At 71.3% G+C, this 23392-nt stretch carries 18 protein-coding genes, 2 tRNA genes and 1 pseudogene; 8 read left to right on the top strand and 13 right to left on the bottom strand.

Going from position 1 to position 23392, the window contains the following annotated elements:
- Nucleotides 1-138: 138 nt before the first annotated feature.
- Together FHX80_RS14740 and FHX80_RS14735 are read left to right on the top strand one after the other, a co-directional pair.
- The gene (locus FHX80_RS14740; protein WP_145764619.1) at nucleotides 139-957 is read left to right on the top strand and encodes a YceI family protein; all 819 of its coding nucleotides are present in this window, start codon (nucleotides 139-141) and stop codon (nucleotides 955-957) included.
- A 67-nt stretch (nucleotides 958-1024) separates the two neighbouring features.
- Nucleotides 1025-1495 carry a PPOX class F420-dependent oxidoreductase gene (locus FHX80_RS14735; RefSeq protein ID WP_145764618.1) on the top strand — a complete coding sequence of 157 codons (471 nt, stop codon included), beginning with the start codon at nucleotides 1025-1027 and terminating at the stop codon, nucleotides 1493-1495.
- A gap of 104 nt (nucleotides 1496-1599) precedes the next feature.
- Here the strand turns inward: FHX80_RS14735 and FHX80_RS14730 are convergent, their stop codons facing one another.
- Nucleotides 1600-2361: a TetR/AcrR family transcriptional regulator gene (locus FHX80_RS14730; RefSeq protein WP_145764617.1), complete on the bottom strand. Its 762-nt coding sequence runs from the start codon at nucleotides 2359-2361 to the stop codon at nucleotides 1600-1602.
- Between the two features lie 92 nt (nucleotides 2362-2453).
- Entirely contained in the window at nucleotides 2454-3977 is a 1524-nt protein-coding gene (locus tag FHX80_RS14725) for an MFS transporter (protein ID WP_145764616.1), read from the bottom strand.
- Nucleotides 3978-4118: 141 nt separating this feature from the next.
- Between FHX80_RS14725 and FHX80_RS14720 the strand changes: the two genes are divergently transcribed.
- Nucleotides 4119-4982 (top strand): endonuclease/exonuclease/phosphatase family protein, encoded by an 864-nt coding sequence (locus FHX80_RS14720; protein WP_145764615.1) that lies wholly within the window; start codon nucleotides 4119-4121, stop codon nucleotides 4980-4982.
- Nucleotides 4983-5041: 59 nt separating this feature from the next.
- On the opposite strand, the pseudogene FHX80_RS14715 reads toward FHX80_RS14720, so the two are convergent.
- The 4 genes and pseudogenes from FHX80_RS14715 to FHX80_RS14700 all read right to left on the bottom strand — a co-directional run.
- Nucleotides 5042-5641, bottom strand: a pseudogene (locus FHX80_RS14715) (two-component sensor histidine kinase); the annotation flags it as partial.
- A 4-nt stretch (nucleotides 5642-5645) separates the two neighbouring features.
- Complete coding sequence (locus tag FHX80_RS14710) at nucleotides 5646-6386, bottom strand: response regulator transcription factor (RefSeq protein WP_145764614.1); 741 nt, start codon at nucleotides 6384-6386, stop codon at nucleotides 5646-5648.
- 152 nt (nucleotides 6387-6538) lie between these two features.
- Complete coding sequence (locus FHX80_RS14705; RefSeq protein WP_145764613.1) at nucleotides 6539-7423, bottom strand: amidohydrolase family protein; 885 nt, start codon at nucleotides 7421-7423, stop codon at nucleotides 6539-6541.
- A 109-nt stretch (nucleotides 7424-7532) separates the two neighbouring features.
- The gene (locus FHX80_RS14700) at nucleotides 7533-8441 is read right to left on the bottom strand and encodes a DUF2797 domain-containing protein (protein ID WP_145764612.1); all 909 of its coding nucleotides are present in this window, start codon (nucleotides 8439-8441) and stop codon (nucleotides 7533-7535) included.
- A 117-nt stretch (nucleotides 8442-8558) separates the two neighbouring features.
- Between FHX80_RS14700 and FHX80_RS14695 the strand changes: the two genes are divergently transcribed.
- The 3 genes from FHX80_RS14695 to FHX80_RS14685 all read left to right on the top strand — a co-directional run bounded on the left by FHX80_RS14695 (nucleotide 8559) and on the right by FHX80_RS14685 (nucleotide 11711).
- Nucleotides 8559-9506: an RNA polymerase sigma-70 factor gene (locus FHX80_RS14695; protein ID WP_145764611.1), complete on the top strand. Its 948-nt coding sequence runs from the start codon at nucleotides 8559-8561 to the stop codon at nucleotides 9504-9506.
- Between the two features lie 108 nt (nucleotides 9507-9614).
- Nucleotides 9615-10817 (top strand): NAD(P)/FAD-dependent oxidoreductase, encoded by a 1203-nt coding sequence (locus FHX80_RS14690; RefSeq protein WP_145764610.1) that lies wholly within the window; start codon nucleotides 9615-9617, stop codon nucleotides 10815-10817.
- A 579-nt stretch (nucleotides 10818-11396) separates the two neighbouring features.
- Nucleotides 11397-11711 carry a hypothetical protein gene (locus FHX80_RS14685; RefSeq protein WP_145764609.1) on the top strand — a complete coding sequence of 105 codons (315 nt, stop codon included), beginning with the start codon at nucleotides 11397-11399 and terminating at the stop codon, nucleotides 11709-11711.
- A gap of 225 nt (nucleotides 11712-11936) precedes the next feature.
- On the opposite strand, the gene FHX80_RS14680 is transcribed toward FHX80_RS14685, so the two are convergent.
- Both FHX80_RS14680 and FHX80_RS14675 read right to left on the bottom strand, forming a co-directional pair.
- Nucleotides 11937-12009: transfer RNA gene (locus tag FHX80_RS14680), tRNA-Arg, on the bottom strand.
- A 216-nt stretch (nucleotides 12010-12225) separates the two neighbouring features.
- Nucleotides 12226-12316 (bottom strand) — tRNA-Ser (locus tag FHX80_RS14675).
- A 223-nt stretch (nucleotides 12317-12539) separates the two neighbouring features.
- On the opposite strand from FHX80_RS14675, the gene FHX80_RS14670 reads away from it, so the two are divergent.
- Complete coding sequence (locus tag FHX80_RS14670; protein WP_145764608.1) at nucleotides 12540-13007, top strand: SSI family serine proteinase inhibitor; 468 nt, start codon at nucleotides 12540-12542, stop codon at nucleotides 13005-13007.
- A gap of 212 nt (nucleotides 13008-13219) precedes the next feature.
- A complete protein-coding gene (locus FHX80_RS14665) occupies nucleotides 13220-17839 on the top strand; it encodes a PAS domain-containing protein (RefSeq protein WP_145764607.1) in 4620 nt (1539 codons plus the stop codon).
- Nucleotides 17840-17983: 144 nt separating this feature from the next.
- On the opposite strand, the gene FHX80_RS14660 is transcribed toward FHX80_RS14665, so the two are convergent.
- The 5 genes from FHX80_RS14660 to FHX80_RS14635 all read right to left on the bottom strand — a co-directional run bounded on the left by FHX80_RS14660 (nucleotide 17984) and on the right by FHX80_RS14635 (nucleotide 23391).
- On the bottom strand, nucleotides 17984-19633 hold the full coding sequence (locus FHX80_RS14660) for a long-chain fatty acid--CoA ligase (protein ID WP_145764606.1): 1650 nt from the start codon (nucleotides 19631-19633) through the stop codon (nucleotides 17984-17986).
- Nucleotides 19634-19854: 221 nt separating this feature from the next.
- Entirely contained in the window at nucleotides 19855-20403 is a 549-nt protein-coding gene (locus FHX80_RS14655; protein WP_145767298.1) for a SigE family RNA polymerase sigma factor, read from the bottom strand.
- Nucleotides 20404-20753: 350 nt separating this feature from the next.
- Nucleotides 20754-21920: a lipid-transfer protein gene (locus FHX80_RS14645; RefSeq protein WP_145764605.1), complete on the bottom strand. Its 1167-nt coding sequence runs from the start codon at nucleotides 21918-21920 to the stop codon at nucleotides 20754-20756.
- Complete coding sequence (locus tag FHX80_RS14640) at nucleotides 21917-22312, bottom strand: MaoC family dehydratase (protein ID WP_145764604.1); 396 nt, start codon at nucleotides 22310-22312, stop codon at nucleotides 21917-21919. Before FHX80_RS14640 ends, FHX80_RS14645 begins: the two co-directional genes overlap by 4 nt.
- On the bottom strand, nucleotides 22309-23391 hold the full coding sequence (locus FHX80_RS14635) for an acyl-CoA dehydrogenase family protein (protein WP_145764603.1): 1083 nt from the start codon (nucleotides 23389-23391) through the stop codon (nucleotides 22309-22311). Before FHX80_RS14635 ends, FHX80_RS14640 begins: the two co-directional genes overlap by 4 nt.
- Nucleotide 23392 lies beyond the last annotated feature (1 nt).

The raw sequence follows: 23392 nt of genomic DNA, 5'->3' as shown, positions 1-23392 counted from the left end.
TGTCCCCGCCGGTGGAAATGGGCCCCGGCGGCGGGGACGGCAGGCAGGGGACGGCCTGCCGTCCCCGCCCCGGGGCCCGACTCATTGAGTGACCTGTTCCGTGAGCGGACGGGTCATTGAGCAAGGAGAGAAAACGGGATGGGACTTCGCGCACAGGTACGGACGCGGGACGGCTGGGCCGTCCAGCACGCGGTCGTGACGGTCACCGACATGACCGGTACGCAGGTGCTGCGGACCGCCACCGACGAGGACGGGGCCGTGTGGTCCGACACCCCGCTGTCCGCGGGCGCGTACACCGTGATCGTGACGGCGGTCGGATACGCCCCCGTCGCCTCGACCGCCCTCGTCACGGCGAGCGGCCGGATCGAGGCCGGCACGGTGGTGCTGGCCCGCCAGGGCGGAGTGGAGCTGCCGCCGCCCGGCGCCTGGTCGCTGGACCCGGCGCACTGCTCGGTGGGCGCGGTCGCCCAGCACCTGGGGATCTCCAGCGTGCGCGGCCGGTTCACCGAGTTCGGCGGCCGGATCGAGATCACCGAGGACGTGCAGCGGTCCCGGGTGGACGCGGTCATCAGCGCGGCCAGCATCGACACCGGCAACGGCATGCGGGACAAGCACCTGCGCTCCCCGGACTTCCTCGACGCGGACCGGTTCCCGGAGATCACGTACCGCTCCAGCGGACTGACCCCGGCCGGCCCCGACCGGTGGACCGTGCACGGCCAGCTGCTGATGCATGGGGTGGAGCGCCCCATCGACCTGGACCTGAGCTACCTCGGCACCGGCCCCGACCCGTGGGGCGGGGTGCGCACGGCGTTCCGGGCGACGGCCGAGCTGCGCCGCGACGACTTCGCCATGAACTACAACCAGGTGGTCCAGGCGGGCATCTCGGCGATCGGCACGACGCTGCGGGTGGAGCTCGACATCCAGGCCGTGCAGGGCGAGTCCCTTCCGGCCGCGTAGCCGTCCACGGCCGGAAGGTCTGTTTCCTTCCGGCCGCGTAGCCGTCCGCGGCCGTAGGGTCTGTTCCATGGCATCCGACATCGCGACCAACACCAACGTGGAACTCGACGAATTGCTGGCCTTCGTACGGCCCAGGCACCGGGCGATCCTGCTGACCACCCGGTCCGACGGCCGCCCCCAGGGCTCCCCGCTCACCTGCGGCGTCGACGACGCGGGACGGATCGTCGTCTCGACGTACCCCGAACGGGCCAAGACCCGCAACGCCAAGCGGGACGAACGGGTGAGCGTGATCGTCCTGTCCGACGAGTGGAACGGGCCGTGGGTGCAGATCGACGGCTCGGCCGAGGTGATCGACTCACCGGAATCGGTCGAGCCGCTCGTCGAGTACTTCCGCAACATCTCGGGTGAGCACCCGGACTGGGACGAGTACCGGGCGGCGATGGTGAAGCAGGGGAAGTCGATCATCAGGATCACTCCCGAGCGGTGGAGCCCGGTCGCGACGGGCGGCTTCCCGGCCCGCTTGGCGTCCGACGGCTGACCCGGTGACGGGCGGGGGCTCGCCGGCCGACCGGGCAGCCCCTGTCGGCCGGGCACCCCCGGTCGGCCGGGCGGTGACGGCGGGCGCGGGCAGCCCGGCCGGGGCTACCCGCGGCCGCGCATCGCCTCGATGCCCGCGATCAGCAGGTCGAGGGCGAAGGTGAAGTCCCGTTCGCGCATCTCCTCGACGGTGTCCCCGCCACGCGCCTCCATCAGGCCCTGCGAGGCCGCCATCAGTTCCGTCAGCTGCGGCTGGGCACTGATCGTGCCCAGCGCCTGCTGGTAGAACTCGTCCTGGCTGAGCCCCGCCTCCGCGGAACGCTGCACGACATGGCCCTCGATGGTGCCGAATCCGTACACGAACTGGAAGACCGCCGACATCGCGCCCGTCTGGTGCCGCAGCGGCAGTCCGGTGGCCCGGACGACGTCCTGCATGGCGTACGAGAAGAGCATCGAGTGCGGGCCGATGTTCAGGAAGTTCCCGGCCAGCGCCGACGCCCAGGTGTGCCGGACCAGCATGTTCCGGTAGCTGGTGGCCAGTTCGCGCAGCCGTTCGCGCCAGTCGGCGTCCGTGCGCGGGGGCGCGATCTCGGCGAACACCGAGTCCAGGGCCAGCTCCAGCAGGTCGTCCTTGGTGTCGACGTACCAGTAGAGGGACATCGCCGTGACGTTCAGCTCGGCGGCGAGGCGGCGCATGGAGTACTTGGCGAGGCCCTCGGCGTCCAGCAGCCGGACCGACGCTGCGGTGATCCTCTCCCGGTCCAGCCCGGCCGGCTGGTCCGGTTTCCGGCTGCGCGTCGGTGACCTGCCGTCGAGCCACACACTGGTCCTGGCAGGGTTGTTCACGCGATCGGCCGCGGACACCATGGCGCACTCCCTTGTCTCGCCGGCGGGACGTACCGGGTATGTGCTCCATGCCAAAAAACGGAGTCGTACGGTCCGGTACGTCCCACCCGATGCTATGCCGCTGCCGCGGCCGGATCAGCCCGAGCCGATTCTCCTCGCTCCGCACGGCGCAGCAGCACCGCGGCCAGCAGCCCGCCCGCCAGCACCGCCGCCGCCCCGGCCAACTGGCTCGTCTCCAGCCCCGAGGCGAAGGCGTCCGTGATGCGCCGGCGCTCCCCCTCGCCGCTCGCGGCGGCCAGTGCGGCGGGCAGCGAGGCGGCTCCGACGGCCGTCGGAACGAGAGCGGCGAACCGGGAGTTCAGCACGGCGCCGAGCACCGCGACCCCGAGGCCGTTGCCGCATTCGGCGAGGGTCCCGTTGACCCCGGCGCCGACGCCCGCCTTCTCGGGCGGGATCGCGCTCATGATCGCGTTGGCCATGGCGGGCATGGCGAGCGCGATGCCCGCGCCCATCACGACGAGGCCGAGCAGCATGCCGCCGTAGCCGTCCCGGCCGAGCAGCGCGATCGCGGCCAGACCGGCGGCCAGCAGCCCCATCCCGGCGGCGATGGTGACGGGCGTGCCGAGCTTGGGCACCAGCCGTGCCCCCAGCCCGGTGAGGTTGAGGACGATGACGCTCACGGCGAGCGGGGCCGTCCGCAGACCCGCCTCCAGCGGACCGTGACCGAGCACGAACTGGAGCTGCTGGGTGAGCAGGAAGAGCGAGCCGCCCATCCCGAACGCGACCAGGATCGCGCCCGCCACCGCACCGATGAACCGCTGGTTGCGGAAGAAGTGCATGTCCAGCATCGGATACGGGATGTGCAGCTCCCACCGCACGAAGCCGGTCAGGACGGCGACCCCGATGAAGGCGGTCAGCATCACCTGCCCGGACGCCCAGCCGTGCCCCGGACCGGAGATGATCGCGTACACGACCGCGGCCATGCCGATGGTGGACAGCAGCGCGCCGAGCAGGTCGGGGCGCTCCCCGGTCGAACTCCTGGACTCCGGTACCAGCCGTGCCACGGCCACCAGTCCGATCACGGCGACCGGGATGTTGATCAGGAAGATCGCGCCCCACCAGAAGTGGTCGAGCATGACCCCGCCGATCAGCGGGCCGACGGCGAAGCCGAGGGAGCTGACGGTCGACCAGACGCCGATCGCCTTCACCCGCTCGGTGTCGTCGAAGATCTGGACGACGACAGCCAGCGTCGTGGTCATCAGCAGCGCACCGCCGATGCCCATGCCGGCCCGCGCGGCGATCAGCTGCGCGGACGACTGGGCGAGCCCGGCCACCAGCGAGCCGATGCCGAACAGCGCGAGCCCCGTGATCAGCATCTTCTTGCGGCCGTAGCGGTCGGCCGAGCTGCCGGCGGTCAGCAGCAGACCCGACTGGACGAGCGAGTAGGCGTTGATCATCCACTGCACATCGGCGGTGGAGGCGTCCAACTCCCGGGTGAGGGAGGGGATCGCGACGTTGAGGACGGTGTTGTCGAGCAGCACGGTGAGCTGTGCGAGGCAGATGACACCGAGGATCAGCCAGCGCTGGGGATGGCTCGTCGGCGAGAGGTGGTTCTGCTCGGCGGCTGTCGCCGTCATACGGACTCCCGGACGTTCGCTCATGGCCCTATACGGTGTACAGGGAAGTTGCTGTACACCGTAAAGGCGCTCCGGACCGGCGTACAACCGACTTACCCGCGATACGGTGCCGATCGCTGATCCGACAAGGGCTGGAGTGGTATGTCACTGCGTCGCCGTACGGTGGAAGTTCTGCTTGCCGCAGGCCTGTTGGGGACGACGCTCGTGCCTCCCGCGACGGCCGCGGGGCACGGTCAGGAACGACTGGTGCCCCTGCGTGTCGCCACGTACAACATCCACGCGGGCGCCGGCATGGACAACGTCTTCGATCTCGACCGGCAGGTGGCCGAGCTTCGCTCGCTGGACGCGGACGTGATCGGGCTCCAGGAGGTCGACGTCCACTGGGACACCCGCAGCCAGTGGCGGGACCTGGCGGGTGAGTTGGCCGGCCGGCTCGGCATGCGGGTGTCGTTCGCCCCGATCTACAGCCTCGATCCGACGACGCCGGGTGCGCCGCGGCGCGAGTTCGGGGTCGCGGTGCTGTCCCGGTACAAGATCGTGAGCGCCGAGAACCACGACATCACCCGGCTCTCCACCCAGGACCCGAACCCGACACCGGCGCCCGCGCCCGGCTTCGGCGAGGTGGTGCTCCGGGTGAAGGGGCTGCCCGTGCACGTGTACGCGACACACCTCGACTACCGCGGCGACCCCTCCGTACGGATCGCCCAGGTGGCCGACACCCGCCGGATCATGGCCGAGGACCAGAAGTCGGAGCGGCGGCCGGTGCGGCAGATCCTGCTCGGCGACTTCAACGCGGCGCCGACCGCTCCCGAGCTGGCCCCGCTGTGGGAGAACCTGACGGACATCGAACCGGGCGGCCCCACCTTCCCGGCGCTGAACCCGGTGCAGCGGATCGACTACGTGGCGGTGTCGACGGACACCGTGCGGGCACGCGACGCGGCGGTGGCCGAGACGCTTGCCTCGGACCACCGCCCTGTTGTCGCGGACCTGTTGCTGCGGCGTTAGGTGCCCGCTGCGGCGTCAGCAGCCTGCTGAGGGATGGGCGACCTGATGTGGGATCGGCTGCCTGTCGTGGGGGAGGCCGCGGTCCCGGCGGCGACGAGCCCGGCCCCGGTCACGCAGACCTCGACGAGGATCAGGGTGCTGAGGGCCTTGCTCACCTCGGCGGTGGGAATCCCGACGAGGACGGTCGCGCCGTCGCTCACGGGGACGGCCTCCACCCGGTAGCCGCCGAGTCCGGGCAGCTCGACGTCGTACGCGTGCCGGTCCGCGCGGACCCCGGCCGCCTCCAGGGCGTCCTGCTGCGTGCCGGTCAGCGGCACGTTGCTGGGCTGCGCGCCGGGCCCGCCGTCTCTCACGACCACCGAATCGGTGACGGCGCCGTCCGTGAGGACGACGCCGAACGTATTGATGGGCCGGCCTCCCCCGCCTATGAATCCGAGCGGCTCCTTGTTCTTGAACCCACCGGGAACGGGCGCACCCGACAGGTGCTCGGCCCGGACGGCGATGTCGCGCAGCTGGTCGTCCAGCTTCCTGTACATGTAGCTGCGGAAGGCGATGGCGGTGACCGAACCGATCACGGCCGCGACGACCGCGATCAGCGTCACCGCGGAGACGACGAGCCGGGTCCGCAGCGTCCACGGCCCCTTCCCGAGCAGCTTCATACCGCTACTCACCGGGCTTGATGAGATATCCCGCCCCGCGCCGGGTGTGGATCATCGGGGTCCGGCCGACGTCGATCTTCTTGCGCAGATACGAGATGTAGAGCTCGACGACGTTGGCCTGGCCGCCGAAGTCGTAGTGCCAGACGCGGTCCAGGATCTGCGCCTTGCTCAGCACCCGGCGCGGATTGCGCATCAGGAAGCGCAGCAGTTCGAACTCGGTCGCGGTGAGATGGATGTGGGCACCGCCCCGGCTCACCTCGTGGCTGTCCTCGTCCAGCATCAGGTCGCCGACGACGAGCGTCGACTCGCTGCGTACCGCCGCCGTACCGGACCGCCGGATCAGCCCGCGCAGCCGGGCCACGACCTCCTCCAGGCTGAACGGCTTCGTGACGTAGTCGTCGCCGCCCGCCGTGAGCCCGGCGATCCGGTCCTCGACGGAGTCCCGCGCGGTCAGGAACAGCACGGGTACGTCGGAGAGCTCCCGGCGCAGTCTGCCCAGGACGGCGAGCCCGTCCATGTCGGGCAGCATCACATCGAGGACCACCGCGTCGGGCCGGAAGTCACGGGCGGTACGGACGGCACCGGCACCGTCCCCGGCGCTGCGCACCTCCCAGCCCTCGTAACGCAGCGCCATGGAGAGCAGCTCGGCCAGCGGGGCCTCGTCGTCCACGACCAGAACCCGGACGGGGCTGCGGTCCGGCCTGAGCAGTTCGGTACGCCCCTGGGGCGCGGTCGTCGTCGTCATGCCCCAACCCTGTGAGACGCCCCTGAGAGAGTTCTTTTCCGATTCTGTGTATTCCCTGAGAAAGACACGGGAGCCCGGGACCTCACCGCCCCGGACCGCCCCGGGCCGCCCTGGGCCGTCTCGGCGCCTCAGCGCCTCAGCGCCTCAGCGCCTCAGCAGTCGAACAACGCCTTCGCGTTGTCGTGGCAGACCGCCCGCAGCCAGTCGTCCCCGAGCTCCATCCGCTCCAGGGCGCGCAGTTGGTGGGCGTACGGATACGGGATGTTGGGGAAGTCCGTCCCCAGCAGGATCCGGTCCCCGAGCGCCGCGAGCCGCCCCCGATCCGCCACCGGGAACGGGGTGAAGTCCTCCATGAAGTCCGTGAACGCCATCGTCGTGTCGAGCCGCACCTGCGGGTACGCCTCCGCGAGCGCCAGGAACTCCGCGTACTCCGGCATCCCCATGTGCGCCACGATCAGCCGCAGCCGGGGATGCCGGGCGAGCAGCCTGCCGACCGGTTCCGGCCCGGTGTGCTTCCCTGGCGCGGGCCCGGACCCGCAGTGCATGACGACCGGGACCCCCGCCTCGGCGAGCAGCCCCCACACGGGTTCCAGCAACGGATCGTTCGGGTCGTACGCCCCGACCTGGAGGTGTGACTTGAAGACCCGCGCCCCGGCCCCGACCGCCTCCGCCACGTACCGTTCCACGCCCTCCTCCGGGAAGAAGGTCGCGGTGTGCAGGCAGTCGGGCACCCGGTCGGCGAACCCGGCCGCCCAGCCGTTCAGCCAGGCCGCCATGCCCGCCTTGTGCGGGTAGAGCATCGAGGTGAACCGGAGCACGCCGAACGAGCGCAGCAGCGCCAGCCGTTCGTCCTCCTCGTGCCGGTAGGCGATCGGCCACTCCATGCCGGTCAGCGGACCGGCGGAGTCGAAGTAGGCCCAGACCTTGCGCAGCACCTGTTCCGGCATGAAGTGCGTATGGACGTCGATGAGTCCCGGCAGCCCGAGCCGCTCCCAGAACCGCACCACGTCGTCGCGGCCACCGAGGTCATCACTCATCCGGCACCCTCTCCTGTTCGTCACACGCCGCGGTCGCCTTTTCACACGATCCCGCAGTCGTCTTTTCGCCTATTCGCCTATTCGTCTTTTCACCCTTCGCCCGACGATCTCAGAACAGCCCGTCCTGCGACGCGCCACCCCCGACCGCGACGGTCGGCACACTCACCCCGGCGTCCGGGCCGGCCGCGGCGAGCGCCCATCCGGTCATGAGCCGGGTGTCCACCACGACGACGCCGTCCGCACCGGTCTCCAGATGCAGATCCGGCCCGGCCGCCGCGACCAGCCGCCCCGCGACCGCGCCCCCGCCCACCAGCCCGGTCACCGCCCGCACCACCCCGACCGGCCCACCGCCCCCAGCGCGCTCACCACCCCCACCGATCCCGAAGATCCCCGCATGGTCGGCGGCCTCGAACGGCAACCGCTCCAGCGCCTCGGGCCAGCCGCCCCCGTCGAGCGCCACCGCCCGCCCGTACAGCTCCGCCACCTCACCGGCCCGCTCGGCCGCCCCCGGAAGCTCCGCCCGCACCGCCCGCTTTCGCGCGTACGGAATCCGGTCCGGCACGCCGAGCGCGGCCCGCAGAAGTTCCTCGGCCCGGCGCGCCGCCATCAACGGCCCCCGCCCCAGCCAGCTGAAGACCACCGCCCCCTGCTCCCGCAGCCGGGCCGCACCCCGCTCCTCGCCGGTGATCCCCACCTTCACCAGCCCGGGCCCGAACCAGGCCAGGTACACGCGGTACGTGCGCGGATCATCGGGAATCGTGTCGGCTGCCACCGAGTGCGCCCGGTCCAGCCGCCCGCACTCCGGACACCGCCCGCCCGTGCTCCGCGCCGCCACCACGGCCCCCACCGGACACACATTCCCCCGAGCCCCGGAACAGCCCCGCACCCCCTCGGCCCGGAACCCGAACTCCGTCCCGTAAGCCAGCGCACTCCCCCGAACCTCGCGCCCCTTCCGCCACCCGAGCACGGGACCGCCCCGCTCCTCGGGCCACCGAAGCCCGGTGCACTGCCATTCCATGGACGAACTCCCCGGCTGCTGTGACTGCGTACGGATGCGCCTGCTGTACGGACAACGTGCGCGGGGCCGCCAGGATTTCGCCCGGCGGCCTCGCGCCGTGGAGCTAGGATCCGGGCCATGCCCCTGACCGTGAACGACGTGGAGCGGTTCGAGGCCTCCAGGCCCCGCATGGAGGCCATCGCCTACCGCCTCCTCGGCTCCGCGAGCGAGGCCGAGGACGCCGTGCAGGACACGTTCCTGCGCTGGCAGGCCGCCGACGTCGACCGTATCGAGGTCCCCGAGGCCTGGCTGACGAAGGTCCTCACCAACCTGTGCCTCAACCAGCTCACCTCGGCCCGCGCCCGGCGCGAAACCTATGTGGGCCAATGGCTTCCCGAGCCGCTGCTCGCCGGGGACTCGATGCTCGGCCCCGCCGACACCGCCGAGCAGCGCGAATCGGTCTCGTACGCGGTCCTCGCCCTCATGGAGCGCCTCTCCCCCAACGAGCGGGCGGTGTACGTGCTGCGGGAGGCCTTCGGCTACCGGCACCGCGAGATCGCCGAGATCCTCGACATCACCGAGGCCGCCTGCCAGCAGATCCACCACCGCGCCGGGAAGCACGTCGCGGAGGGCAGGACCCGCACCGAGGTCGACGAGGCCACCGCCCGGCGGATCGTCGAGGAGTTCCTCGCGGCCGCCACCAGCGGCCGGACCGAGCCGCTCGTGCGGCTGCTCACCGAAGACGTCATCTCCATCGGCGACGGCGGCGGGAAGGTCCCGGCCCGTGCCAAGGCGTTCGAGGGTGCTCTCGCGGTCGCGACGTTCATGCGGGGCCTGTTCAAACCCGGCAAGGCCAAACGCGCCCTGGTCGGCGGCTCACCCGAGATCCACATCACGACCGCCAACGGCGCCCCCGCCGTCGTGGCGGTCTTCGAGGGCCGGGTCATCGGCGTCATGTGCATGGAGATCACCGCCGAGGGCATCGCCGCGATCCGCAATCAGGCCAACCCCGACAAGCTCGAACGCGCGACCCAGCACTGGGCGGCCGCCGGCGACCACGGAGACCCCCTGTTCACCGCCTTCTGAGCACCACCGCCCCCCACGTGAGGTGCATCACATCCCACTCCTGTCAGGAAACGGCGGGCTGCCCGGTTCAAGGGGCGAACCCGCGAGACACGAGACAGGAGCAGGGACATGCAGCACCGAATCATCGTTCTCGGAGCCGGATACACCGGAGCCATCGCCGCCGGGCGCCTCGCCAAGCGACTGCACCGCGAAGACGTCGCCATCACCCTCGTCAACGCCGAGCCCGACTTCGTCGAGCGGGTCCGGCTGCACCAGCTGGCAGCCGGCCAGGACCTCAGGCCGCGGCCGTTCAGCGAGATGTTCGCGGGCACCGGCGTCGAACTGAGGCTCGCGGAGGTCACCGGCGTCGACGTCGACCGCAAGACGGTCGCCGTCATGGACACGAACAGCGCCGAGGAGCTGGAACTGGAGTACGACAGCCTCGTGTACGCCCTGGGGAGCAGCTGGAACAACCAGGGCGTGCCCGGCACCACCGAGCACGCCCACGAGATCGCCGGCCGCCCCGGAGCACTCCGGCTGCGCGAGCGCCTGGCCCGCCTGGACGCGGGACAGCCCGTGGTCGTCGTCGGCGGCGGCCTCACCGGGCTGGAGGCCGCGACGGAGCTCGCCGAGGCCCGCCCGGACCTCGACATCACCCTCGCCGCCCGCGGCGGGCTCGGCGACTGGCTCTCACCCAAGGGCCAACGCCACCTGCGGCAGGTCTTCGACAAGCTCGGCATCACCGTGCACGAACACACCGCCGTCACCGCCGTCGAGCCCGACCGTGTCGCCACCTCCGACGGCCGCTCCCTCCCGGTCGCGGTCACCGTGTGGACCACCGGCTTCGCGGTCCACCCGATCGCGAAGGCCACCACCCTGGAGGTCACCGGCACGGGCCGGATCGTCGTCGACGGAACCATGCGCTCGGTCTCGCACCCCGACGTGTACGCCATCGGCGACGCGGCCATGGCGATGGGCCCCGGCGACAAGCCCCTGCGGATGTCGTGCGCCTCGGGCACCCCCAGCGCGTGGCACGCCGCCGACTCCATCGCGGCCCGCCTGACCGGCGGCAAGCTCCCGAACGCCCCGATCCGCTACTTCAACCAGTGCATCTCACTGGGCCGCAAGGAAGGCGTGATCCAGTACGTCACCGCCGACGACCGCGCCGTCCGCGCGGCCCTGACCGGACGGCTCGCCGCCGTCTACAAGGAGCTGGTCTGCAAGGGCGCGGTCTGGGGCGTCGCCAACCCGACCCTCGGCATCCCGACCCGGCGCCGCCGCATCGTGCGCCAGCCGGCCCGGGAGAGCTCGGCCATCCAGGCACAGGCCTGACCCACACCCCGGACCAGGCACACGCGATGCCGCACCGCCGAGATCCCCGAACACCCGGGCGAACCTCGCGGGCGGCATCGAGTGGGCCGCACCGGCGGGCATGGACGCCGCACTTCGCGTACTTCGCTGCGGTACGGACAACCCGAGAGGCCCTCAGTTCCGGCCCGCTGTGGAGGGGGCCGACCCGTTCGAGCTGGGCCGGGCCGGACCATCCCGTCGAGCGTCCGAAAGGTAAAGCCCATACGCCTCCGTCGCGTGACATACGGAAGGGCACATCCCACTGTCAGAAGTGCGGATTGAGGTTGCCCAGGGACACGCGGGGCCAACGGGGGCAGTGCCCCTGCGTGGACACGAAGTAGCAAACCGTCGTGGCAGCGATGTCACCGTGGGTTCAAATCCCACACCCACCGCACGTGAACGGCCTCTTACCAGCCGACTCGGGCAGGTGCCGTGACTTCGCCCGGTAGAGGATCTGTCCGGCCGATCATGAGGGTTGCGGGGAAGCGCGTGGACGCGCAGCGCGCCGGGTGTCATGATCACGATGGCGTCCGGCGCGAGCCCGGTGCGCAGGGAGGGGCCATGAAGCTCTACGTCGCCATACCTGTTGTTCTGCTGGCGTTTCTCATCGCCGCCTCCGGCATAGCGGCGATCACGCGTGGCTGGGTACTCCCCACGAACCGGCGAACGGTCCACCATCCTCGCCTCTACGGCTGGGGCCAGTTGCTGGCTGCCTGCGCCCTGTGCTCGCAACAGGTCTTCTTCTGGGTGCCCAACGCCCCCGGCACCCGCCAGTGGGGGTCACTGAGCGGCAGCGCGCTGCTGCTGACCGGCCTCATCGTGATGATGCTGAGCTATCGCACGGGCGGTAATCGGCAGGGCAGTGGCACGCCCTGAGAGGGGCGTCTCGCGAAACTCTCCCACTTCCAAGCCGTTGACCGGCAACAATTTAGAAGTCCGGCTGGAGTACTAGTCTCCGACGAAGTACAGATATCCCGATTTGCGGATGGCCAGCTGAGCCGCCGCAAGTATCTGCTGGATTGGTGCGGTTGCCGTACTTCGCTGCTGTACAGCCAACGCGAGAGGCCCCCAGGATCTCTCCTGAGGGCCTCTGGCCTGCTGTGCACTCGGCAGGATTCGAACCTGCAACCTTCTGATCCGTAGTCAGATGCTCTATCCGTTAAGCTACGAGTGCTTGGCGTCCCGGGCTTTTCTGCCCCGTCTGCGTTGCGAGAACAACATTACATGACCTGCGCCGTCACGCGAAATCCATTAGCCGTACCGCCGCTGAGCTGTGGAAACGCCGGTTTGGCCGCGTCCGACCCCAGGCCGGTTCCGACCCGTTCCGCCCCGTTTCCGGTTGGGGAACGACCGAAGCCCCGGCCAGTGGCACGGGGCTTCGGTGATCAAGCGGAGGCGGAGGGATTTGAACCCTCGATGGGCTTTAAGACCCAAACCGCATTAGCAGTGCGGCGCCATAGACCGGACTAGGCGACGCCTCCAGCACACCCCGCGCGAGCGCGAGTGGTGCGTGCAGATGATGACACAGCTGCGTGCTGCGTCACCAATCGCTGCCTACGTTACTAGGCCGTTGGCCGCGAGAGCAAAGCGCTGCGGTTGCGCAACGCCGTGGCGTGCGGAGCGTTAGTCATGCGGGGGCGCCGCCCCTGCCGTTCCCCTCCGTCGTCGGCCCTGCCGCCGACGTGCACGACCACAGGAGCTCGCATGCTGCGTCGCCTCGCCCTCACCGCCGTCGTGTCCCTCGCCGCGCTGTCCGCCGCCGCCCCCGCCGCAACGGCCTCGGCCGGCCCACTGCCGCTGCCGCTGCAGTTGCTGCCGCTCCCCGTACTCCAGGGCGACGACGGCCGGACGCATCTGACCGTGGTCGTCTCGGGGTCGGGGAACCCGGCGGCGGACGGCAGCTACGAGCTGGAGTGCGAGCCGGCGGGCGGCAGCCATCCGGTGGCGCGGCAGGCCTGCGACCGGCTGGCGCAGCTGCCCGGCGAGGGTGCGGACCCGTTCACCCCGGTGCCCCGGGACGCGATGTGCACGCAGCAGTTCGGCGGGCCGGCCACCGCCCGGGTCACCGGTAGCTGGCGGGGGCGAAGCATCGATGCCACGTTCGACCGGACCAACGGGTGCGAGATCGGGCGCTGGAACAGCCTGCGTCCGGTGCTCCCGAACGTCCGCTGAGCAGCGGCTGCACACGTCAGGGGGAGGCGCGCGGGGCGCGTAATGGGCCAGAGTCGTACACCGTATGCACAGAACCTTGGTGAGAGCTCCCCCTCATCCGCCGCCTCTTGCCCCTCCCCTGCCTTTAGACTCCTCCAGTGACAGCCTGAGGCCCGAGGGGCAAGATGGGGCCGCTGTCGGCAAGATGCAGTAATCAGGGAGGAAGCGTCGTCGTGAGCAGCAGGCCATCCCGAGGCGCTGCTCGCCTCGCAGCCATACTCGACGCCCTGCCGGACGGGCTTCTGCTCGTCAACTGCAACGGCACCGTCGTCAACGCCAACACCATCGCCCTCGAAATGTTCGAGACGCCGGGCACCGCGCTCGTCGGTCGCGGACTGCTCGATCTGCTGCCGGAGTTCGACTCCAAGCTGATCCCGGGGTCGATGCGAAGGCCGGAAGCTGCGGACGAGCGAGGCCGGACCAAGCCCACGCGGATGACCGCGCGGCGGACCGACGGCAACGAGTACCCCGTCGAGGTGACGAGCGCCAGCCTGGAGGACGGGCAGGCCGCGTACAACGACGTCCAGGCCGGCTACAACGGCACTTATACGGGTGACGAGCTGCTGATGCTCGTCGTGCGCGATCTGTCGGGCACCGTCGACACCGAGGCCGAGCTGGCCCGCTCCCAGCGCCAGACCGAAATGATCCTGCGGGCCGCGTCCGAGGGTGTCGTCGGTACGGACACGGACGGCCGGGTCGTCCTGGTCAACCCCGCCGCCGCGCAGATCCTCGGCTTCCGCGCCACCGATCTGGGCGGCAAGGAGCTGCACCCGCTGATCCTGCACTCGCGGGCCGAGGGCGAGCCGTTCCCGTACGAGGGATCGCCGCTGGCCGACACCCTCAAGTCGGGGCGCAAGCACCGGGTGCGCGGGCAGGTCCTGTGGTCCAAGAGCGGCGCGCAGGTGCCGGTCGACCTGACCACGGCGCCCGTCCGGGACGGCGACCAACTGGTCGGCGCGGTGATGACGTTCACCGACCGCAGGCCGTACGAGGAACTCGGCGAACAGCACTCGGCCGAGGTCACCGAGCTGACCGCGAGCCACACCGCCGCGGTGACCGAACTGACCGCAGAGCACACCGCCGAGATCACCAGGCTGACGGAACTCCACGCCGCCGAGCTGGCCGACCGGACCGAGCGGCACGCCTCCGCGCTGGAGGAGCAGGCCGAACGGATGGCGGAACAGGCCGGGCGGCTGGCGGACCTGTCCGCCCGGCACAGCCAGCTGACCGCCGTGCTCGGCGAGTCGCTGCGCGGACCGCTCGAGGAGCTGCGCGGCGAACTCTCCACGCTCGCCGCCGACCCCGCGGGCCAGCTGTGGCCCGAGGCCAACCAGATCCTGCACCACCTGGCCGCGGGCTACGCACGGATGACGACGCTCGTCGACAACGTACTGAGCTACCAGCGTCTGGACGGCGGCTCCGAGGCGCTCGTCAAGACGAACGTGCTGCTCGACGGGGTGGTGACGGCCGGTATCGACGCGGCGGTCGAGCTGATCGGTCCCGGCCGCGCCCAGTTCGCGGTGCACGCGCCGCCGATCGAGGCCGAGGTCGACGCGGGGCGACTGGTGACCGCGCTCGCGCACCTGGTCGCGGACGTCGCCGGGGTCGACTCGACCGGCAAGGCCCGGCTGATGCCGGGCGGTGGCTACGTCGACTCGACGGTCGTCGTCGCCGCGGCACAGCGCGGCGAGGTCGTACGGATCGAGGTGCGCGGACCGTTCGCCGGGGGAGACCCGGTGCACGAGCCGATCGTGCGCGGGATCGTGCGGGCGCACGGCGGCGTGCTCCAGACACACGAGATGCCCGGCATGAGCGGCAGCGCGTATGTGCTCGAAGTACCGCTGGGCGCGGGCTCGGGGCTTGTGATGCCTCCGATGCCGCCGGAGGTTCCGGGGCTGTCCGGCGTGCCAGGGGTGCCGGGGGGGCTTGAGAATCCTGAGGTTCCCGGGGTTCCGGACGTTCTGGGGACTCCGATGGCTACGGAGGTTCCTCCTGCTCCTGGGGCTTCGATGTCTCTTGACGTGCCTCAGGATTTTCAGGTTCCTCAGGACTCTCAGGTGCCTCAGGCTGAGGTGGCTCCCGGGGTCGCGGGCGGTCATGAGGGCGGCGGGGGGCGGCGCCGGGCGCGCAGGTCCTCCACGGATGCCTTCCTGGAGAGCCCGGTGGGCGGTTCCGAGGGTGCGGGCGCACCCGGGGCGGCCACCGGGGACACCGGGGCGGCCGAACCGACCGGGCGGCGGCGGGCCCGGAGGCAGCCTGCGGCCGAAACCGTTGCCGAGTCAGTGGACCCGTCCGCGGCCGCGGCTGCCGTTGAGCACGACGGGCCGAACCCGCACGAACCGATTCCGGCCCGGCAGGGCTCAGGGCGCAGGCGCGGTCGGCCCAGCCCGGCGGAGACCGGCGCTCAGGCCGCCGACGGCCGGCACGGACCGGGGCACGCCTTGGCGCTGCCCGCTGCCGCCGCCCCGTCCGAGGGGTCCGTGGTGACGGCGGCCGAGGGTGCTCAGGGGGGCGGAGGCCGTCCGCAGCGCGGGCAGACCGTGCCGCCCGCGGGCGTTCCGGCCGATGCGCCGACACCGGTCCCGGCCGCCGGACACCGGGCACATCAGGGCGGGCAGAGCCGGCTTGCCCTTCCCGCCGCCGCGTCGCCCGCGAACGCCATGCCGTCCGCAAACGTCGCACCGCTCGCGAGCGCCGTGCCGCCCGCGAGCGCCATGGAGCCCATGAACACCATGGATCCCGCGGCCTTCGCCGAGCTCGACGACGCCGCTCGGACGCAGGAGTCGGCTCAGGAGACCGGTTCGGCGGCGCCCGCTCCGGAATCCGCGCCCTCATCTGCGCGGCAGCAGCCGACCGGGCGACGGGCCCGGCGCACGCTCTCCGCGGCACAGGACCGGGCCGCTCAGGCTGAACCGACGGGCCCCCGGGTCCCCTTCGCCCTGCCGCCCGCCGCCGCCGACCGGCTGCCGCCCGACGCTGCTCAGATGCCGCCCGCCGCTGAGGCCGACGCCTCGCTGCCGGGGCGTCATGACGCCGTGTCCGGTGCGCCGGACGACGACCACACCCCGCCGCAGGCCCACCCGCTCCCGACCGGGCGGCGCCGGGCCCGGCACGCGGACGCGGCTCCCTCCGCCCTGCCCGCGCAGGCTGCCCCGTCCGGGCTGCCGACACCGCCCGCGCAGCCCGGTCCCTGGGAGCCGAACGGTGGCTGGGAGCAGGACAACGGCTGGGCACCGGACGGCGCCCCGGCTCAGGGTCCGGGCCAGAGGCAGGGCCAGAGTCCGACTGCGGCTCCGACCGCGGCTCCGACCACGGCGACCGGTTCTGCCGGGGAGCCGCCCGAGGCCGACGCGGAGTGGCCCGGCGCAGGCCACACCACGCACACCACCGGCACCGCCCTGACCAGCAACGCCCGCGGCTCCAGCCGTGCCGATGACCCCAGCAGCACCCCTGGCACCCCTGCCACCCCTGGCTCTGTGGGACCCGACGGCCCCGTAGGCCTCCCTGGTCCTGGTCCCGTTCCCGGTCCCGACGAGACCCGTCCGCGGACCCTCGTGCCCGGACCGGGCGCGAGGAAGCAGCCACTCCCCGCCGAGGTGCCCACGCCCGAGGGGTCTTCGGACTCGACGCAGGGGCGCGCGTTCAGCGTGCGGACGCTCGGGCAGGGTGTGCCGTTCGCCCAGCACATCGCGCACCAGCAGAACCAGACACTCGGCGGCGGCGCCGGCCGGCGCCGCAAGCTCGCCGCACCGCCCGAGAGTGAGCCGACCGACCAGACCGACCCGACCGCTCTGCCGACGCCCGCCGCCGCAGCGCCTGTGCCGACGAGCCCGCAGCCCGGGTCCGGCACCGGCGCCCACGGCCCCGGCAACGGCCCCGGCGGTACAGGCGGCCCGGTGCAGGGCTCGGGCTCGGGGCAGCTGCTGTCCGCTCCGGCGGCCGAAGGACGCGCGTACGCCATCGGGGCACCCGACGAAGGTGCCGCCGAGGGACCGGAGCCGCTGGACGGCCCCGGTGGCGCGGTCGAGGTCGCCAACCGCCCCTCCCCGCAGCCCGTGGACGACGAGCTGCCGCCGGAGCCGCTGGACAACCCGCGTCGGCTGCTCGTCTGGCCGGCGCCCGACGTCTCCACCCAGCAGGCGCTGAGCGACCGCGGCTACCGGCCGGTGATCGTGCACTCGCGCGAGGAGGTCGACGCGCAGATCGCGGCGTTCCCCGCCGCGCTCTTCGTGGACCCGCTGACCGGTCCCATCACCCGTAAGGCGCTTCAGTCGCTGCGCCAGGCGGCGGTGGCGGCCGAGGTACCGGTACTGGTGACGGCCGGTCTGGGGCAGGCGTCGCGCGACGCGGCGTACGGCGCCGACCCTGCCGTACTCCTGAAGGCACTCGCCCCGCGCGACAGCGAACAGCACCCGCCCCGGGTCCTCCTGATCGAGGAGCACGAGGACATCGCGTATGCGCTGACGCAGACGCTGGAGCGTCGCGGCATGCAGGTCGCCTGCGCCACGACCGACAGCGAGGCGGTCTCGCTCGCGACCCGGATGCGGCCGAACCTGGTGGTGATGGACCTGATGCAGGTACGCCGCCGCCGGGCCGGAATCGTCGACTGGCTGCGCGCCAACGGCCAGCTGAACCGCACCCCGCTGGTCGTCTACACCTCGGCCGACATGACCCAGGCGGACCTGCCGAAGCTGAGTTCGGGCGAGACCGTGCTCTTCCTCGCGGAACGTTCGACGAGCGACGAGGTGCAGTCACGCATCGTCGACCTGCTCGCGAAGATCGGCACGAACTGAACGAACCAGACCGAACGGCACCGAACCGGACTGAACCGGACTGGACTGGACGATCACGACGAGGGCGGTACGGGAGAGATCCCGTACCGCCCTCGTCCTGTCCTGTCCCCGGCCGCCGCCGGCTGTCGGCTGGCGGCTGGCGCCTCAGAGCTGGGTGATGTCCAGCTCGCCCTCCGCGTACTGCTTGCGGATCACCTTCTTGTCGAACTTCCCGACGCTGGTCTTCGGTACGGACGCGATGACCGACCAGCGCTCCGGCAGCTGCCACTTGGCGATGCCCTGCTCCGCGAGAAATGCCTTCAGCGCCTGGTAGTCGGGGCTCAAGCCGTCCTTGAGAACCACTGTCGCCAGCGGACGCTCGCCCCACCTGTCGTCCGGGACGGCCACGACCGCCGCCTCGGCCACATCCGGGTGCCCCATCAACACGTTCTCGAGTTCAACACTCGAAATCCACTCCCCGCCGGACTTGATGACGTCCTTGGCACGGTCGGTGAGCGTGAGGAAGCCGTCGTCGCTGATCACCCCGACGTCGCCGGTCTTCAGCCAGCCGTCCTCGCTGAACTTGTCCTCGGGACGCAGCACCTGGCCGTCCGCACCGCCGTAGTACGCACCGGCGATCCAGGAGCCGCGCACCTCCAGCTCACCGGCCGACTTCCCGTCCCACGGAAGGTGCTCGCCACTGGGTCCGACCAGCCGTGCCTCGACGCCGGCCGGGAAACGGCCCTGGGTGATGCGGTAGGGCCACTCCTGCTCCTCGGTCAGTCCGGCGGGCGGGTTGGCCATGGTGCCGAGCGGCGAGGTCTCCGTCATGCCCCAGGCGTGACAGAGGCGGACGCCGAGCTTGTCGTACGCCTCCATGAGGGACGGCGGGCAGGCGGCGCCGCCGATGGTGACGTGCGCCATGGAGGTGAGGTCGCGCGGATTGGCGGTGACCTCGGCCAGCAGCCCCTGCCAGATGGTGGGGACGGCGGCGGCGTGGCTCGGCCTCTCCCGCTCGATCATGTCGGCGAGCGGGGCGGGCTGCAGGAAGCGGTCCGGCATCAGCATGTTGACGCCGGACATGAACGTCGCGTGCGGCAGACCCCAGGCGTTGACATGAAACTGGGGGACGACCACCAGGGTGGTGTCCTTGTCGGTCAGGCCCATCGACTCGGACATGTTGACCTGCATGGAGTGCAGGTAGATCGAACGGTGGGAGTAGACGACGCCCTTGGGCTCCCCGGTGGTGCCGGAGGTGTAGCACATGGCGGCGGCCTGACGTTCGTCCAGCTCGGGCCAGTCGTAGCTGGTGGCCCGGCCGGCGATCAGCTCCTCGTAGTCGTGCACCCGAGGCACCGCGCCGTCGAGGACGGAACGGTCGCCGGGTCCCGAGACGACCACGTGCTCCAGCGACGTCAGCTGGGGGAGGAGCGGTGCGAGGAGCGGGAGCACGGAGCCATTGACGATGAGAACCCTGTCGTCGGCGTGCTTGACGATCCAGACCAGCTGCTCGGCGGGGAGCCGGAGGTTGAGCGTGTGGAGCACGGCGCCCATGGACGGGATGGCGAGGTAGGCCTCCACGTGCTCGGCGTTGTTCCACATCAGCGTGGCCACCCGCTGGTCCCCGTCGATACCGAGCTCGTCCCGCAGGGCGTGGGCGAGCTGGGTGGCCCGCCGGCCGATCTCGGCGAAACTGCGCCGCTGCGGCTCGGGCTCTCCGGTCCAGGTCGTGACCTGCGACTTCCCGTGGATGGTCATCCCATGGCGCAGGATGCGGGTGACAGTCAGCGGTACGTCCTGCATGGTGCTGAGCACGGCGTCCTCCCGGTGGGCGCTACGCGGCAGTAAGGTTCCGCTGATTCTGCGCACATACCGAGCGGTATGTCACTACTCCAGGACGTACGAATCAGTGCCGACCAGCAAAATCACACCACCCGTGCGCCATGGCCGAACTCCGCCCTCCCCCATGGGCATGACCATGCCCATGACCGGACCATGCTCATGTCCACGTACACGTCCATGACCGGTCTGGTGCCTCATCTGACCGGTGTCAGCTCCGGGTCCTGGCGCAGCTTGCCGAGCGCCCGGGACACGGCGCTCTTGACCGTACCGATGGACACCCCGAGCACCTCGGCCGTCTGTGCCTCGCTGAGGTCCTCGTAGTAGCGCAGGACGACCATCGCCCGCTGGCGGTCGGGGAGTTTCAGCACGGCCCGCCACATGGCGTCGTGCAGCGACTGCTGCTCCGCGGGGTCCGGCCCGGGAACCGTCTCCTGCTCGGGCAGCTCGTCGCAGGCGAACTCGTCGACCTTGCGCTTGCGCCACTGCGAGGTCCGGGTGTTCAGCAGAGCCCGGCGGACGTAGCCGTCGAGAGCCCGGTGGTCCTCGATCCGCTCCCAGGCGACATAGGTCTTGGTGAGGGCGGTCTGCAGCAGGTCCTCGGCATCGCTGGGATTCGCGGTGAGCGAGCGGGCCGCACGCAACAGCACCGGCCCACGGGCCTTCACGAACGACGTGAACGACGGGTACGGGACGTACGGAGCGCGTGCGCCGTACGGTGTACGCGCGGCGACCGGTGTGCGCACGGTGGACGGTGTGCGCGGCACCGCGTACGGCCCGACCTGCCCGACCGACGCGAGCGGTGCGCGCGGGCTCGTCGTTACCTGCGGCTGGTGCCCGGCGAGCGGCGCATGCGGAGTGTGCGGCGCGCGTCCGGCGGTGACAGCGGCTCCCCTGGAGGTGTCCGTGCAGACTGGCGTGGTCATGCCTCCACGCTAGGAGCGGGCGCCGCCCCGGGGATCGCCCCCAGGTCCCGAAACCGGGTCCGCCTCAGGGTGTAGGACCGGCCCCCCATCCACCTCCTGTAGGTGGAGGGGCCGTACCACCGGGCTCAGGGTCGCCCCGGCGCCCGCGCCCCGTGGACCGGCCGCCCCGCTCACTCCGCCCGGCCCAGGACAAGGCCCGAGGTGGGCACCCCCGTACCGGCCGTGACCAGGGACCGGGCCGCCCCGGGTATCTGGTTCACCGAAGTGCCCCGGATCTGCCGGACCGCCTCCGCGATGCCGTTCATCCCGTGCAGGTATGCCTCCCCCAGCTGGCCACCATGGGTGTTCAACGGCAAGGTGTCGGCTGCCACGAAGTCGGCGGCCTCACCCGGTCCGCAGAAACCGAACTCCTCCAGCTGCATCAGCACGAACGGGGTGAAGTGGTCGTACAGGATCGCCACGTCGATATCGGCGGGGGAGAGGCCGGAGCTCCGCCAGAGCTGGCGGGCGACGACATCCATCTCCGGCAGGCCGGTCAGCCCGTCACGGTAGAAGCTGGTCATCTGCTCCTGCGCCCGCCCGGCCCCCTGAGCCGCGGCGACGATCACCGCGGGCGGCTGCCGCAGGTCCCTGGCCCGTTCCGCACTGGTGACGACGATCGCCTGTCCGCCGTCGGTCTCCTGACAGCAGTCGAGCAGCCGCAGCGGCTCGACGATCCAGCGGGACGCGGCATGTTCGGCAAGGGTGATCGGCTTCTCGTAGAAGTACGCCGCCGGGTTGCGCGCGGCGTGTCGCCGGTCGGTGACCGCGACATGGCCGAAGGCCTCCGGCGTCAGCCCATAGGTGTGCAGATACCGCTGGGCCGCCATGGCCACCCAGGAGGCGGGGGTGAGCAGCCCGAAGGGCAGGTTCCAGCCGAGCGCCGCGCCCTCGGCCGTGGGCTCCCGCTGCTGCACCCCGGAGCCGAAACGCCGCCCCGACCTCTCGTTGAACGCGCGGTAGCAGACGACCACGTCGGCCACCCCGCAGGCGACGGCGAGGGCCGCCTGCTGGACGGTGGCGCAGGCCGCCCCGCCGCCGTAGTGGATGCGGGAGAAGAACGACAGCTCACCGATGCCGGCCGCCTGGGCGACGGTGATCTCGGGGCTGGTGTCCATGGTGAACGTGACCAGTCCGTCGACATCGGCGGGGCTCAGCCCCGCGTCGTCGAGCGCCGCGTGCACGGCCTCGACGGCCAGCTTGAGTTCGCTGCGTCCGGAGCTCTTGGAGAACTCGGTCGCCCCGATCCCGGCCACGGCCGCCCGTCCGCCGAGCGAATCGGCCCTGCGCACGCTCATGCGGATCCCTCCGGAACGCTGATGGTCACCGTGCCGGTGACATGTCTGCCCAGCCGGTTGGCGCCGACGACCGAAACCTCGACCGAACCGTCGTTGCCGAGTGCGGTCACCTTGCCGCTCAACACCATCGTGTCTCCGGGGTAGTTCGGAACACCCAACCTGATGGAGACCTTTCTGAGCACCGCCGATGACCCGAAGTGGTCGGTGACGTAGCGTCCGACCAGCCCATTGGTCGTCAGGATGTTCATGAAGATGTCCGGGGAGCCCTTCTCCCGTGCCAGCTCCGCGTCATGGTGCACGTCCTGGTAATCGCGGGAGGCGACGGCGCCCGCCACGATCAGGGTGCGGGTCACCGCGATCTCCAGCGGTGCCAGTTCCTCGCCGACCTTCACCGCGACCCCTCCTTCACCAGCAGACCACCGAGTTCCTGAAGCACTTCACTGCCGCAGCCGAGATAGGCGTCGAGCTGACGTCCCCAGAGGAAGTGCCGGTGCACGGGGTGGTCGAGGTCGGCGCCCGTACCTCCGTGCAGGTGCTGCGCCGCGTGCACGACCCGCTTCCCCGCCTCGGACGCCCACCACGCGGCGGTCAGCGCCTGCGCCGCGCAGGGCAGCGCCCGGTCGTGAAGCCACGCGGCCTCGTACGCCGTGACGCGTATCGCCTCGGTGTCCATATGGGCGTCGGCGGCGCGCAGCAGCACCCCCTGGTTGGTCGAGAGCGGGCGCCCGAACTGCTCACGTGTGTTGGTGTGTTCCACAGCGCGGGCCAACGAACCGGCGCACACCCCCGCCTGCAGGCCCGCGAACGCCGTCCGGGCCATTGCCAGCACCTTCTCGTACGCCTGCGCCCCACCCAGCGGCTCACCAGGTGCCCCGCCAAGCTGCTCACCAGGTGCCTCACCGAGCCGTTCGGCAGGTGCTCCGGAGAGCACGAGCCGTCCCGCCGACCACGGGGCCGTGGTTTCCACCGGCTGGGTCAGTACCCCGGCGCCCCCGGTCCGCACGATCCACAACGACCGGTCCGCAGCGGCGACAAGGACATGGGTTGCCTCCCTCAGCCACGGCACCATCGGCACCGTGCCGCTCAATCCCGCCTCCGCATCCGCCTGTACGGTGCCGCCCGCCGGGAAGGCGCCCGTCGCCACCGCCGTACCGTCCCGGAACTGTGGCAGCAGCCGCTCGCGCTGTTCGTCCGTACCGTGTTCGGCGACGGCGAGGAGCCCGTACGCACAGCTCGACGCGAAGGGCACCTGCGCGGTCGTCCTGCCCTGTTCCTCCAGGAGGAGCACCAGCCCCAGGAGTCCGATCTCCTCGACCGCTCCGGGCAGTCCGGCCGCGCAGAGTTCCTTCCAGAGCTCGGCGTCCGTGCCGGTACCGGCCGCGACCAGACGGACGTGCGTCGACAGATCCCCGAAGATCCGGCCAGCGAGCCCCTGCGCGGCGGCCTGCTCCTCAGTGGGTGTGAAATCCATG

Origin of the sequence: Streptomyces brevispora (assembly GCF_007829885.1) — a bacterium.
Taxonomy (GTDB): domain Bacteria; phylum Actinomycetota; class Actinomycetes; order Streptomycetales; family Streptomycetaceae; genus Streptomyces; species Streptomyces brevispora.
This window is presented reverse-complemented; position numbering and strand designations above follow the sequence as displayed.

Excerpts from the sequence above, each read along its gene's own strand:
- FHX80_RS14695 (WP_145764611.1), top strand. The coding sequence starts at position 8,559 with ATGCCCCTGACCGTGAACGACGTGGAGCGGTTCGAGGCCTCCAGGCCC.
- FHX80_RS14700 (WP_145764612.1), bottom strand. The coding sequence starts at position 8,441 with ATGGAATGGCAGTGCACCGGGCTTCGGTGGCCCGAGGAGCGGGGCGGT.
- FHX80_RS14635 (WP_145764603.1), bottom strand. The coding sequence starts at position 23,391 with ATGGATTTCACACCCACTGAGGAGCAGGCCGCCGCGCAGGGGCTCGCT.
- FHX80_RS14690 (WP_145764610.1), top strand. The coding sequence starts at position 9,615 with ATGCAGCACCGAATCATCGTTCTCGGAGCCGGATACACCGGAGCCATC.
- FHX80_RS14705 (WP_145764613.1), bottom strand. The coding sequence starts at position 7,423 with ATGAGTGATGACCTCGGTGGCCGCGACGACGTGGTGCGGTTCTGGGAG.
- FHX80_RS14710 (WP_145764614.1), bottom strand. The coding sequence starts at position 6,386 with ATGACGACGACGACCGCGCCCCAGGGGCGTACCGAACTGCTCAGGCCG.
- FHX80_RS14645 (WP_145764605.1), bottom strand. The coding sequence starts at position 21,920 with ATGAGCGTGCGCAGGGCCGATTCGCTCGGCGGACGGGCGGCCGTGGCC.
- FHX80_RS14720 (WP_145764615.1), top strand. The coding sequence starts at position 4,119 with ATGTCACTGCGTCGCCGTACGGTGGAAGTTCTGCTTGCCGCAGGCCTG.
- FHX80_RS14685 (WP_145764609.1), top strand. The coding sequence starts at position 11,397 with ATGAAGCTCTACGTCGCCATACCTGTTGTTCTGCTGGCGTTTCTCATC.
- FHX80_RS14730 (WP_145764617.1), bottom strand. The coding sequence starts at position 2,361 with ATGGTGTCCGCGGCCGATCGCGTGAACAACCCTGCCAGGACCAGTGTG.
- FHX80_RS14740 (WP_145764619.1), top strand. The coding sequence starts at position 139 with ATGGGACTTCGCGCACAGGTACGGACGCGGGACGGCTGGGCCGTCCAG.
- FHX80_RS14735 (WP_145764618.1), top strand. The coding sequence starts at position 1,025 with ATGGCATCCGACATCGCGACCAACACCAACGTGGAACTCGACGAATTG.
- FHX80_RS14725 (WP_145764616.1), bottom strand. The coding sequence starts at position 3,977 with ATGACGGCGACAGCCGCCGAGCAGAACCACCTCTCGCCGACGAGCCAT.
- FHX80_RS14670 (WP_145764608.1), top strand. The coding sequence starts at position 12,540 with ATGCTGCGTCGCCTCGCCCTCACCGCCGTCGTGTCCCTCGCCGCGCTG.